This is a genomic window from Vibrio sp. ABH4_348, assembly GCF_056159765.1.
Window position 1 is genome coordinate 962912 of sequence record NZ_JBSWVW010000001.1, and the last position, 13856, is coordinate 976767.

Annotated in this window: 9 protein-coding genes; 7 read left to right on the top strand and 2 right to left on the bottom strand. The window is 40.1% G+C overall.

Going from position 1 to position 13856, the window contains the following annotated elements; genetic code table 11:
- The first annotated feature begins 81 nt into the window (after positions 1-81).
- From ACXAFJ_RS04430 to ACXAFJ_RS04450, 5 genes are read left to right on the top strand one after another with little or no spacing between them, the layout of a single operon-like run.
- Positions 82-1005 carry a DUF4007 family protein gene (locus tag ACXAFJ_RS04430; RefSeq protein ID WP_475321693.1) on the top strand — a complete coding sequence of 308 codons (924 nt, stop codon included), beginning with the start codon at positions 82-84 and terminating at the stop codon, positions 1003-1005.
- Entirely contained in the window at positions 1002-4442 is a 3441-nt protein-coding gene (locus ACXAFJ_RS04435) for a hypothetical protein (RefSeq protein WP_475321695.1), read from the top strand. The genes ACXAFJ_RS04430 and ACXAFJ_RS04435 overlap by 4 nt, the downstream gene beginning before the upstream one ends.
- Positions 4435-5262 carry a phosphoadenosine phosphosulfate reductase domain-containing protein gene (locus ACXAFJ_RS04440; RefSeq protein ID WP_475321696.1) on the top strand — a complete coding sequence of 276 codons (828 nt, stop codon included), beginning with the start codon at positions 4435-4437 and terminating at the stop codon, positions 5260-5262. The genes ACXAFJ_RS04435 and ACXAFJ_RS04440 overlap by 8 nt, the downstream gene beginning before the upstream one ends.
- Positions 5259-5909: a GIY-YIG nuclease family protein gene (locus tag ACXAFJ_RS04445; RefSeq protein WP_171322284.1), complete on the top strand. Its 651-nt coding sequence runs from the start codon at positions 5259-5261 to the stop codon at positions 5907-5909. The genes ACXAFJ_RS04440 and ACXAFJ_RS04445 overlap by 4 nt, the downstream gene beginning before the upstream one ends.
- On the top strand, positions 5909-8119 hold the full coding sequence (locus ACXAFJ_RS04450; RefSeq protein ID WP_171322286.1) for a ParB N-terminal domain-containing protein: 2211 nt from the start codon (positions 5909-5911) through the stop codon (positions 8117-8119). Before ACXAFJ_RS04445 ends, ACXAFJ_RS04450 begins: the two co-directional genes overlap by 1 nt.
- A gap of 32 nt (positions 8120-8151) precedes the next feature.
- Here ACXAFJ_RS04450 and ACXAFJ_RS04455 read toward each other — a convergent pair whose 3' ends face one another.
- Positions 8152-10173: a DNA phosphorothioation-associated putative methyltransferase gene (locus ACXAFJ_RS04455; protein ID WP_475321698.1), complete on the bottom strand. Its 2022-nt coding sequence runs from the start codon at positions 10171-10173 to the stop codon at positions 8152-8154.
- Positions 10174-10201: 28 nt separating this feature from the next.
- A complete protein-coding gene (locus ACXAFJ_RS04460) occupies positions 10202-10729 on the bottom strand; it encodes a hypothetical protein (protein WP_475321699.1) in 528 nt (175 codons plus the stop codon).
- Between the two features lie 778 nt (positions 10730-11507).
- Here ACXAFJ_RS04460 and ACXAFJ_RS04465 point away from each other — a divergent pair.
- Together ACXAFJ_RS04465 and ACXAFJ_RS04470 are read left to right on the top strand one after the other, a co-directional pair.
- On the top strand, positions 11508-12908 hold the full coding sequence (locus tag ACXAFJ_RS04465) for a TolC family outer membrane protein (protein ID WP_475321700.1): 1401 nt from the start codon (positions 11508-11510) through the stop codon (positions 12906-12908).
- A gap of 42 nt (positions 12909-12950) precedes the next feature.
- Positions 12951-13718 carry a SapC family protein gene (locus tag ACXAFJ_RS04470; protein WP_475321702.1) on the top strand — a complete coding sequence of 256 codons (768 nt, stop codon included), beginning with the start codon at positions 12951-12953 and terminating at the stop codon, positions 13716-13718.
- Positions 13719-13856 lie beyond the last annotated feature (138 nt).

Genomic DNA, 13856 nt, shown 5'->3' on the forward strand with positions numbered 1-13856 from the left:
TGTTAAGATTAGCGCTATCATATCCGGTCGTTTCTTTGACCTTACAGTCAGTAAAGTTGCACACTATGTTGTTGAGTTACTATGAAATTAAATAAAAAAGACAGCGCTTTTGGGCGTCATGAAACTTTCCAACTACGCTATAGCTGGTTACCTAAAGGCTTTCAAGAGTTTAAGAAAAATGAAAAAATCTTTGAATGCGCTGAGTCTACCGTTAGGCTCGGTGTGGGTAAAAACATGGTTTCTTCAATTAAGTTTTGGATGAAAGCAACTCAACTTCTCAGTGAAGACAATGAACTAACTCCAATGGCCATCTACTTGCTAGATGAAAATGAGGGGCGGGACCCTTATTTAGAAGATGAAGCTACGATATGGCTTCTTCATTGGTTGCTATGTACCAATAGTAAGCAAGCAACAACGTGGTTTTGGTTTTTCAATAAGTTTGTTTCTACAGGCTTTGACTTGGTGACGATGCAAAGGTCACTACAGGGATTTATTGATGAAGAGCTTGATATCAAGCAGCCCTCTCTAAACACTTTGAAGAATGATTGCTCTTTACTTACTCGTATGTATACATCTATTGATGGCGCAACTAAGCTTCAGCTAGATGATATTCTTGATTCACCAATGTCACTATTGGGACTGCTTGACAAAATTAATAATAAACAATTTAGTGCTGAACTAGCTCAACGGCTAGATCTACCTCTCGGTATTTTTGGCTACGCGGTTGCGGAGTGCATTAATGAGTTTTCTGAAAACTTATCACGTCTAACCATTCCAACTAAAGAGCTCATTTATAGTTCAGACGGGCAACCTTCTGTAGCTGCTATTTTTAGGTTAACTGAGTCTGATTTCATGACTAAGTTAGAGCTGCTTCAACACGCCTACCCTGACATATTTACGATTAATGAAACAGCAGGAAACTCTCAGTTATATCTAGTGAAAGACGAGGTACTAGATCCTTATGAATTTTTGAGAGCGCACTACGAGGGAGAGCTGACAGCATGAACTTGACGAATTTAGTATCTGTTCGCTCAACATATACACGCTCGGTTAATGTTGAAAAGCACAAGTCTTCTTTAGAAAGTGTTATAGGTTACTTGCCGACTTCGAGAGCGGTTAATACATTAGAGCGCGTCTGTGCAACTTTAAATGGTAGTGAGGTTCCACGTTCTTGGTCTTTAGTTGGTCCTTATGGTTCGGGTAAGTCTGCATTTGCTGTTTTTTTGAGCGCATTGCTAGCGGATCCAAATTCGGATCTTTTCAATAGTGCTCACTCAAATTTGATGGAGGTCGATAGTGAACTTGCTAATCGTTTTGATAAAGACATTAAAGGAACGCAAGGCTATATCCGAGTTCTTATCAGCGGATCATCTGAGCCACTAAGCCGAAGAATTGTCAAATCCTTACAATTAAGTTGTGAGGAGGCATGGAGATGTGCACCAGGTAAAAAGCCAGCCATATTTGCAAAGTTACTCAGCACTCTCAATGCTAGTGAAATTAGCGCTACTGAGATCGTAGAGCTGATTGCAGGTGTGCAAACAGCAGTAGCAAGTTCTAAGGCTGTTAACGCAAAAGGCATTGTGCTCATCATTGATGAATTGGGCAAATTTTTGGAGTATGCAGCTCGTCACACTGAGAGCAATGATCTGTTCGTTCTTCAAGCAATTGCCGAACACGCTTTACAACCACATGAAGTGCGTCTTTTGCAATTTGTAATGTTACATAAATCCTTTGATCATTATGCCCAAGGGTTGACTGAACATGCTAAGAACCAATGGGCAGCGGTCCAGGGGCGTTTTGAGGAAATCCCCTTTATTGAGAATAGCGAGCAGGTACTAAAAATTGTTTCTAAAGCCATTAAGCATGCGCCAGAGATAATTAATAATACGGATTTGCATAACCTAATTAGTCGCTATTCTGGTACTTTGGTCTCTGAATCTGCACTGCCAAGTTCATTGGAAGAAGGTGCAGCTTCTCGATTATTCTTAGATTGTTATCCATTGCATCCAGTAAGCTCTTTATTACTTCCATTGCTATGCCAGCAGGTAGCTCAAAATGAACGTACATTGTTCAGTTACTTAGGTAGTTCTGAGATGTATGGGTTCCAAAGTATGTTGACAAGCTTGGGTGAAGAACTGAGCTTTATACATCCAGCTGATATTTATGACTATTTCATTTCTAATCAGGCTGCTGCGTTAGGTGACATGCAGACAAGTCGCCGCTGGGCAGAAGTTGTAACTGCTGTAGAAAGGCTAGGCGATGTTAGTAGCCAAGTAACTATTGATGTTCTGAAAACGATTGGGATATTGAATATCGTAGGAGCTCGAGGAGGATTTAAGCCATCTTTCAATGTGCTGAACACATGTTTTAGTCATGATGAACTTAAAACGGCAATTGATGAACTTAGCAAGAAGTCGATTGTTACACTAAGAAAGTTCAACAATGAGTACCGTGTGTGGCAAGGTAGTGATTTTGACTTGCAAGCAGCGATCTCGGAAGAGGTAGATAAGTCAAGGGGTGTAGGTCAATCAATTGCACAGTTGTTAACTTCATCTAGTCCAATGATTCCCGTAGTAGCTCGGAAGTACACAATTCAAACAGGCAATTTGCGCTTCTTTACTCCAATATATGCAGATTATAAAACTTTAAAAGAGGGTGGGTTATCCTCGGGCGATTCAAAGATTATTTTTTACTTAAAGTCAGAGGGTGAATCGTTCTTAAGCCAACAAGAGATAACTCAAGTTGATGCTAATAGCGTTTTATGTGTTGTGTCCAATAGTGCGCAATTAGTAAGTCTTACTCGTGAAATTAACGCATATAGACGCGTAGCTACCCAGCAGGAAGTGCATTCAGACCCAATAGCTAAAAAAGAGCTAGAGGCTAACTTAACAGTGCTATTAGCATCGCAAAAAGCGTTGTTAAATGAGCTAATTAGCCTACCTCAGAAATCGAGCTGGTACTACGGTGGAAAATCTCAGAAGATATCAAGTAAACGAGATATTCAGAGACTACTTTCGACGGTAATGGAGAAAAAGTTCCATTCGACTCCCAAAGTATTCAACGAATTGATTAATAAGGATAAGCCTTCTTCACAAGCTGCTTCAGGTAGAGCAAAGCTAATGAAAGCAATGTTGGCTTCTTCGAAGCAAGCATACCTTGGTATCGATAAGTTTCCTCCAGAAAAAGCGATGTATATGGCTATTTTGAAGGAACTGAAGCTTCACGTTGAATATGAAGGTGAGCATGTATTTCAAGCTCCTCCAGGAGGCTCATACATAGATGTATGGGTCGAGATTTCTAAGTTTTTGGACTCTACAGAGGGGGAGGCTAAGTCGTTTTCTGAGCTGGATAAGCTACTGATTTCAGAGCCGTTCGGGGTAAAACAGGGTCTACTACCAATTTTCTATCTTCACGCTTATCTTGTTTATCAAGATGACGTGGCTTTGTTTGAAGATGGTAAATATCAACCCACAATGACTGAAGAGCATGTTGAACGTTTCATCAAGAGACCTGATAGTTTTAAATTTCAGCTATATAAGTTGGAAGGCCTGAATGGTTCTTTGTTAGCTGCTTACAGCAAAGCTTTGTATCAAGGTAGTAAGGGAAATAAAAAAGTACTTCAAATAGCTCAACCACTTGTTAAGTTTTTTGGGGGACTACCAGAGTTTACACAGTCGACTAGAGAATCTAGTTTACTTAGCCGTCGTACAATTGCGATTCGAGAAGCGATTAAGATGTCTAAGTCTCCAGAAAAGTTGATTTTTAAAGACCTTCCTAAAGCTATGAATGTTGAGAGTATTACCAAGAGTGATAGCGTTGATGCTAGCCAGTTTGGGGATATATTGATTGAGTCGTTGAGAGAGTTAAAAGAGGTATATGCAAAACTCTTACAACACTTGGCTCTAATGCTGTCTGAGCAGCTTATTGATGGTCATACACATACACTTGCAGAACTTAGAAAAGTGCTCTTAGGAATGGGGCTAACTATACAGAAGTTGGCGGCTGGACCTGCAAAAACTTTCGTGAATAGCCTGGTCGATGAAAAAAGTGATAGCGATGAGTTGTGGCTTGAAAATGTTTTTGTTTCTCTTAGCAGGAAACACCCGAGTAAATGGAAAGATCAAGACTTTGCCAAAGCAGAAGCTACGCTAGCAGATTTGAGCCGGAGATTTAGGGAGTTACAGGGAATCGTTCAGGATAGTAACTATAAAGCGATATTGAAGAATGATAGTGACTTTGAAGTTATTATGTTGCGTTCTATTAAGCAGAGCTCAGAGCCAAAACAAAGTGTTGTAACGATTAGCAAGAGCGAAAGAAAGCTTATCGATGAAGAAGTTACAAAAGTACAGGCATCATTAAATGGTCTTAAAGGACAGATGCGAATGGCGGTACTAGCTCAGCTAGTAGAGCTTGAGTTACCAGAGAGTGAAGATAATGAGTAATAGAATATCTATTGAAGAGGCTTTGGTTCGTCCAAACGCACGCCATGTGATCGGAATCTCGGGTGGTAAAGACAGCGCAGCACTTGCTATCCATATCCGCAATAATTACCCAGAAATTCATGAAAAAGTCGAGTACTTTTTTACAGATACAGGCGCGGAACTAGAAGAAGTTCTTAACTTTATTGATAGTCTAGAGTCGTATTTAGGTAAACCAATCGCTCGATTATCTAGCGATAAACCTTTTGAGCATTGGTTGAAAGTTCATAACGATTATTTACCTTCACCTCGTCAGAGGTGGTGTACGGTAAAGTTGAAGCTAAAACCATTCGAAGAGTTTGTGGGAGATGATGAAGTAATCAGTTATGTAGGTATCCGCGCTGATGAAAACCGCGAAGGTTATGTCAGCCAGAAAGATACAATTAGTGCGGTGTTCCCCTTCATAGAGGATGGCCTAGTTCGTGAAGATGTTTTCCAAATTCTGGAAGATACAGTAGGCATACCAAAATACTATGAATGGCGTAGCAGATCTGGATGCTTCTTTTGCTTTTTCCAACGTCAAGATGAATGGTTAGGTCTGAAGCGAAATCACCCTGAACTATTTGAAAAAGCGAAAGAAATAGAAAAAAAATCTGGGAATGGTTACACGTGGGTGCAGGGGAAAACTCTTGATGAGGTTGTAGCTCACGCAGAAAAAAGAGAAAAAGAAAAGGGTATTATCTTCAAAACCTCTTCAACATCAGAGGAAAAATGGCAGAAAGTTCTAGCCAATATGGAAGAAGATGATGCAGATGATCAAGCATGTATAATTTGTAGCTTATGAAATTTAAGTGGGATGAAATTTATCTAGGAAATGATGATATACCGTCAGCCAGTGGGATATATGCTTGGTATTACGTACCACAATTGAGCGATGTCGATATCCAGAATATGTATTCTGAATTAGCAATGAATAAACATTCAATACAGGCACGTAAGAGTATAATTTATCAATTCTTAAACAGAAGGCTATTTAGCTTTTATGGCGAAGACCCATATAGTATTAAGATTTCTGGTCCTTTAAAGCCAACGTATCGTGGCTCTATTTTCCATGATGAATCTGTATCGGACTCGTTAGTTACTAAAATTGAGAGTGGGGAAGTTTCAATTAGTCAGCTTAAGGCCCTATTATCTAATGTCACTGAACCTTTCTTAAGTCCCATCTATATAGGTATGGCAACGAATTTAAATAAGAGGATTAATCAACATAAACATAAAATTATTAAGATTCGCGATGGGGTCCCTCAAGATGATGGGAAAGAAGAATTTGAGCTTAGAGACAATAACTTTGCATCTCGAGTCTGTGAACGTAAATATATTACGTCCTTTATGTTTGTAGTATGTATGTCAGTCGACTCAGAAGACAAAATACAAAATCCATTTGAAAACGTATTAAATCGAATAAATTATCCGATTTTAGGGAGAAATTAATGGCTATAGGGTTAAAACGTCAGTCATCACTTGATCTGCATTTAGAGGGTTCAATCGGCAGTTTTAAAGTGAGTAAAGAAAAACAGGAATCTTTAGAGGTTAAATATTTCCTAACTCATGTTAGCCTCGATCTTGCTGGTGGCGGACAGAATGAAAAGTTTTTAAAACAACTATGCCCTGTGAGAGAGATATTTGATGTAAATCAGCAGGAATTTGATGAAATGATGCAGAGAGATATCGATGATGCTCGTGTCTCAAAAGATCTTGTTCCGTATATCTTAGATTCATCACAAACAGGAACTATAAAGTTCTTTCCCCCTATAGTTGTAATGTGCTTACCAATAAAAAATGATAGTAATAACCCAGATGACTTTTACCCAGAGGTTTTTCAAGGACAAGCGGAGGGAGATGACTTTAGTCCTGATGGGTATTTCGTTACACGTTCTGGAAAGTTTGGCTCCGAAGTATTTGAATTCAAACAGCCAATTTCCGATGGTGAGGCATTATCCCATGATTTAGCTAGACTTTCGATAAATACTTCAAAGACAAGAATGATAATTGTAGATGGTCAGCATAGAGCAATGGCTTTATTGGCTTTGTACCGAAATCTGCGAGACGATTGGTCAGATGAAAAACGACGACCTTTCAAAAGTTACTATTCAGAATGGTCTCCAGAGTACATAAAGGAATTTGACTTAGACTCTATTCAGCTTCCAGTAATATTGTGTACTGTTCCTACATTAGACAAAGAATATAATGGTGATGCTGATCTTAAAAAGGCAGCACGTTCTATATTTTTGACACTGAATAAAAATGCTAAACCAGTAACAAAAACAAGAAATATGTTACTCGATGATAATGATTTGATATCACATTTTATGCGAGGGACTCTTTCTAAAATTAAAAATGGTGATGAGCGCTCAAATACTGCATTAGATATATATTGTATAGAATTAGATCAGGATGGTGATAAGCAGAAAATATCAAACCCGATAGCTTTATCCGCTGTGAATCATTTCTACTATATGGTTGAACATCTTATGCTGAACACTCAGGAAGATGTCAATGGCGTGAGTGCTAGGGGAGGGCGTTTTTCTACACGGACGACTAATGAGAAAATAAGGCCTGCATTGGAAAGGTTAGATTGTTTTAACCTACTTGGATCGGATGCTATGAATACCATTCGACGAGACTTTTTCAATAACCAGCAGGTTGAGTTGTTAACTCACACTTTTGAGTCTAGATACGGGCAGTTTATCGCGCGTATGTTTCAGCGCTTTGGAGTGTTTTCTGCTCATACTAAGGCCGCAGAAAAGTTAAGAAGGGAAGTTGAAAGTCATTCAGATGTACATTTAAAGCCGATGTTATTTGAAGGGCAAGGTATGATCCGCACATTTGAAGCACATCGTGAAAATCTTGCAGAGAAATTGAAAAAAGATAGCGGCTATTTTAGCGATGAAGTGCCAAAGATTGAATCAATTAAGTCGAAACTAGACTCTACCAAAGTAGCGTTGGAAGAAGCTATAGATAACTTTAAGGAGTATCGGGCAAGAAACTTCCTCTCAGCTCTCCCTGACTCACAAATTGTTGAAGGCGAAAAAATTAAACCATTTTTGCGGAAAATGATTGATGAGTGGTACTCAAATATTTTTACCAGTGTAGCTTTTCAAAGTGGGATTATTTGTGGCTTTTTCTTTGAGTTGGAAAAGAAGAAGGGATTTCTTCAGTTTGATGAATCAACCTTATCTTTGTTCGATCAGTATCTAGAAAGTATAGAGGCTTACCTCGTTCCTCAGAGCATTCCAAAACTTAGAGGCTTGATTTCATTGCTTTCAGGTAAAGTTGAAGGTTCAAGCGTAGATGACTTTGCAAATATTTCTAGAGGTTCTGCTGACACGTTTAGATCTGTTGTATACCCAGCTGAAATGCAGCCTGATGCATGGACTTCATATAAATACCTATTCTGTGAAATGTGGGAAAAACGTATTGATAGCGAGGACGTTAAAGAGTCATTATCCGAGGGGTTAGTTGAGTGTCGAGAACAAATTAAGTCTAATCTTCTCGAACGAATGAAGAGTAACTATATTAAGGAAAATCGTCTTCCTACCGATGAGTCTTTAGATGAAGATATCCTAAAAACTCTCAAAGCTACTCGAACCGAAAACTATAAACTAATGCTCAGCTACATCGAAAAAAGCTCGGTTTTATAGTTAGCGCAGTATTGCATGTTTATATAGCTTCTTCACAGGGTATTATGAAGCGAATACCCTGTGATTTTTTTCTTCTCTTTATCTAAAAGCACTTCAAACTCAGCTCGAATCATTTGAGTTTCTTCGGTTGTTTCATAGTCCATTAACTTAGCTAGACGCTTATCAAAGCTTAGTTGCTTCTTATAGTTCTCGTGTTCATTTGGCATGTACAAGTGCTTATTAAGCAGCGGCGGCCTACGCTTTTCATCCACGTAATCAAAAAAGTCGATATCTTGATCGGCCATTTTGATTTTTATCCGCTCTACTAAGAAAGGAACCGATTTTTCAAAGTCGTCATAGGCGGTTAGGGTTAGCTTACCAGAGGTGATATGGATTTTGATTAGGTCTATCTCTTCATCCAGTTCCCCATACATTTGTAGTCCAGCCCCTACGTATACACGTAGTAATAGTGGTAAAGCATCGATAAAATCTCGATGTAGGATTAGTGAGTGTTCTTCATTTAACAAGCTTGCAGCCAATTGCTGGTGGGCCTTTTCACATTGCTTGTTGATAAGGTCGGTGTCGGCAATCGCAAACAGTAGCTCTGCAGCTAGATTAAGTGCGGTTTTATAGTCATCAAACAGGGCTTTGATATCACGCTTAAGTGACTCTGGTTGTTGAGTGTAGGGTTTACGTTTTTCAAATAATCCCATGGCAAAGTAGAGCAGCAAGTCTTCTTTGCGGCTCTTTTCTGCTTGTTCGAACTCAGTGGTATCAAACATCTCTTGCAGTAGGCCGAACACTTTTTTGTGTGAGCCTATAAGCTCTCGCACTTGCTCTGATTGCTCAAATTCATCGTTCGCAGGAATACGCCCTAACTCTAAACAGGTATTCCAAAAGTTGTTGAATAAGTCATGGTGCTGGGTGATGAGCAGTTTGGCTTTATCTTTGGCTTCGATTGGCTCTGGCGAAGTTAGCTGTTGCCATTTATGGTGGCGTTTGTATTTACTTTGTAAGTACTGCTGCTCTTCTAGTTTATCTTTGAAGATATAAAAAATGCCGGGTGCAACAGTAATGGCATCTTCTTGCAAACTTCGTTCAATGTAAGCTTTTATCTCAGACTGAGCGTAATACTTTTGAAAGGTGTTGCGAGAGGTAATCACCCCATCTTTATACGGTTTGAACTGGGCAATATAGCTTTCGTTCGCGAGCATAACAGAGACAACAAGCAACTTATTAGCCAAATCCCAAGCACCCAATAAAGCCTCTAGCCTTTCATCTTGGTCTTCAATAACGTTAATAACAAATCCAAGGTTGACGATATCAGAGCTAACTTTGTCGTTATCAGGTTGAAAGTTCGGATCCCACCCGAGGGCATCTAACCCATGAGCTTCTAACTCTCGCAAGTCATCTCCGCGCCCACAGCCGTAATCAAAAATCGAGTGTGAGCCTTCAAGGTAGCCGTGCTTAACCAGAGACTTCATCGGTGCAGAGAGCTCGTGCCTAACTAATGCGGTTTTGTGTCTATCAATACCGGACTCTTGTTGTTGAATGACAGATGAACTGCGAAACAAGCGTCCATCAATAAGCTCATAACCGTGGCGAGCGATAAGATTTTGCCAAGAACGTTTGAAGCCAATTACTCGGCTGTTCTCATAAAGCCCTGCGTTTTCACCTTCTTGTGTTAGAGAGACAAAATGCTCGTAATATTCACTACCAGGTAAGACCATGGTCTCTTTTCGGTGTAAGATCGGTGGATTCTCAGAGCCTTCATAGCTAGTGATTTTATGGCTCAGCTTTGCTAGGTCGACATTTAGGCTTTGTCTTAAAGTAGGGTAGGAGTCGGTATAAAAATCAGGATAATGTAGTAGAGAAAGTCGGAACTCTTTTTTAAATATCTTAATTAGGTTCCAGTTTTCATCGTCTAAGTTTACGGCTTTCGCTACCGCGGGAATAAATTGAACGAGAACTTTCGGCAAGGCGTTGAGGGCATCTCTATGAAGGTAAATCGCGTCCGGTAATTGCTTCCCTATCTTAATTTGTGTCACCAGTTCAGCAAATTGCTCTTCGTTCATACCTATTCCTTTGCGACGTTTTTAGCCATTATAAGTGATCGAATAAGCTTCGTGTGGCGTTGCCTTTTGCACTTTTTGTGTTTACGCGAAGCCCATCACTGCGTGTTGAACGAACAAGGGCATAACGCGAGTTGTCCGGACCGACACTGATATGTATCGGCCTATCTTTGCCATAAAAATACAGTCGATCAAAATCTAAATGCGTACAGATGTATTTTGCGATTTCATCCATGCGCTGTTCGTATCCGTCCACATAAAAATCGCAAGCCGCTCCATCGCGTTTGCAAATTCGATTGCCTTTACTGTTGAGCTCCATAGAAGCATGCTGATCGATGCTCGGAGCCATATCCCCAGCGCTATTCTTTAAGATAAAGCGGAGCAATGAATGGTTAGTAAAACCGTAGGTGATTTGAGTTTTACCAAGGTGCTTGTTCAATGGCTCAAGTATTTGTTTTTCAAGCGCTGTCAGTTGAACTAGAGATCGCTCATTTGCGTGATTCTCCTCATCGAAATCAGGATGTTTTGTTAGGTGCCAATCCACAAGCTGTTTGAGCATGAAATGTCTCTTCAATAAGTGCCTAATGACCATATTTAATGGACGAGTCGAGTTATCGCAATGTTTAACTTGGAGTTTATATGCTGTTTTTTAGATTCCATCACCCTTGCTCATATCAAAACACTGAACTGTTTTTCCAGTGCAAATCGAGTGGGTCTTCAATCAATTTTCTCACGTAAATTTAGAGTAAACATTCAGATTTTCATTCGTGAAGAATTAGTAATTTGATGTGTCAAATCGCATATATTTTGTATTTACATCTGTGTAACAAGAACATTTCTCAATTACATCAATATTTCTATCTAAAATAGAGATTAATCGTACAAAATGCAGACTATTAGGGGCGGCGGTCAGACCTCTCATTACGACGAGAGTTGGTAAAATTGTTGTATAAACTAGCTAATACAAATTGCGATTCAAGTCACATTAATTCGTGTTATTGAGCTGTTATTACAGCCATGAATGGCACGAAGGTGAAGTATTTGTAGCGTGATTGAGTGGTTTTGAAGGTGTCACAATAGTGAGACATAGTGTAATGATACTATGAATCGAGTCGAGAAAATCGCACCTTTAAGTGATATAAATCATAATAGATATGTTTGTAGCTTTTGTGTGTTAGCTAAGTGTTAAATTTACTCAATCTGGCTGAATAGTTTAGGTGCTTTGTCGGTTGCTGAATGGGCAGTAAAAAGGGAATTTTACAAGGTATACCTAGTCCTTTTAATAGAACTGGTTTTGGGGCAAATCTAGTTGTGTTCCAAATTAGTGTGGATGGAAAATGAAAAATCTAAAACTAAAGTGTGTAAGTCTTTTGCTAAGCGTTAGTCCGTTTTGGGCATCTGCTGATGACTTACTGGATGTTTACAACTTAGCTCTGGAAAACGATCCAATTTACTTGCAAGGGATGGCTCAACACGATGCTGACAAGGAGATATATGAACAGGCCTTGGCGGTGTTGTTACCTACGATAAAAGTAGAAGCGAGTAGAACAGAAACCAAACAAGAGATTGTCAGTTCGGACAACACAGTCTACAACCGTGGTAAAACGTCTTTCCCTACCGATTCAATTAGCCTCTCGTTAACACAGTCTCTCTATAGCTACAGCAACTGGGCTAATTTTAAAAAGTCCAAGGAAGAGGTTAAACGCGTAGCAGCTGAACTTGAGAATGTTCGTCAGGAGCAAATTCTTCGAGTTGCAGAAGCGTACTTTAATGTATTGAAGACAAGAGATAACTTCATAGGTATTGAGGCGGAAGTAAATTCTCTCAGCAAACACAAAGAACGAGTTGAAGTCCAGCTGGCTAACGGCCTTGCTCGAACAACAGATCTTCTCGACGCCGAAGCTAGATACCTACAATCTCAAGCTCGCCAAATCGAGCTAAGCAATGAACTGCGTGATGCATTACAAGCCATCTATGAAATCACAGGTGAAACGCCAGAAGCACTGGCTACCTTGGGTGAAGAAATCCAGTTAAGTGCTCCCGAGCCATTTGAAATTGAGCCATGGTTAACTAACGCAACTACAAATAACCCCAACATCTTAGCGAAGCAAAGTGCGCTACAAGCAGCACGCGAAGAAATTCGTCGTCAGGAAGGTGGCCACTATCCAACACTTGATTTTGTTTTTACTCAAAACAAAACCGAGACCAAAGGCTCGCTATTTGGGGGAGGTAGTGAGGTAGATACTGGTACTTATCTCGTTCAATTGACTGTGCCTTTGTACGCGGGTGGAGCGGTTCAGTCCAAAGTCCGCGAGAGTGAAAGCTTATACAGTAAAAGCCGAGATGAACTAGAGGAGGTTTGGCGTAAAACGGCTCGCGAAACACAATCCTCATTTACCGGTGTCGTGAGTGCAATTAGTAAAGTTCGCGCGTTAGAAAAGTCAGTTGAATCATATCAGCTTGCAATGGAAGTAAAGCAGGAATCTTTTGAGTCGGGTGTTGCTTCGAGCGTTACCGTTCTAGATGCGTTGCGCGATCTTTTTGTTGCAAAAACAGAGTATGCCGCAGCCAAGTACGACTATCTCTACAACAACCTTAGACTCAAAAAATCGGTGGGTACATTAACCATCGAAGATCTAAAACAAATCAACAGTGCGCTAGTGGGCGAGAAGGTCTCGATGGATCTGAGCAATCTAGATTCGCTAAGTGCAATCGGTGGCGCTGAAGTTTTTCAGTAAAACCCTTTACCTTTGAACTAAACACTTATTTGGAGTGACACAGTGGCTAAACAGTTACTTATATATGACAACGTAGAAGCGGTAAACAAACAGCGCCATGCGGATTGGTCTATCAAAGCGCAAAACAACTACGACTTTGCAAAAACCGTTAATTCAGTTCCGCTAATGGCAGTTGAATTCCCAAGTGCCGCAGCGGAGTACAGCATTGTCTTTGCTGGTGAGGGCAACGACGTTTTACCTGTTGTGGTGATGGGCGTGCGAGAAGATGAAAACCTGTATGTAAATTCAGAAGGAAACTGGACAGCAAACTACGTTCCTGCATTCGTTCGTCGTTACCCATTTGTATTCGCAACTGGTGATGGAGGTCAGACGTTAACGCTATGCCTTGATGAATCATACACGGGATGCAACCAAGAAGATCGCGGTGAGCGTCTGTTTGACGCTGAAGGTGAACAAACCCAGTACTTGGGTAAAGTGGTTGATTTCTTGAAAGACTACCAGGGTCACTACCAACGTACTCAAGCATTTTGCAGCAAGCTAGCAGAACTCGATTTATTTGAAGATATGGGTGCAAAGTTCCGTTTGCCAACAGGTGAAGAGCGCACACTAACGGGTTTTAAAGTTGTAAACCGAGAGAAGCTCAAAGCGATTTCTCAAGAAGACCTGTCTCAGTTGTTTGCTAACGACGGGTTAGAGTTAGTTTATCTACACTTAAATTCAATGAAGAACCTGAATAAAGTGTTAGAAAACTTAGCTAAGTCGAACGAAAAGAACGAAGAAGCTTCAGTGTCAAATACTGAGGTGCATTAAGTTGTGTCGTAATCCGAACAACTTGATTTGAAAGATAAAAAGCACAGCTCACGCGGGTTGTGCTTTTGGCTTTTTAACGTCAAATAAAGCCACATAAAAAGTAATGATGTATGTGTTCTCGTGCCGGAGAGCCAACAA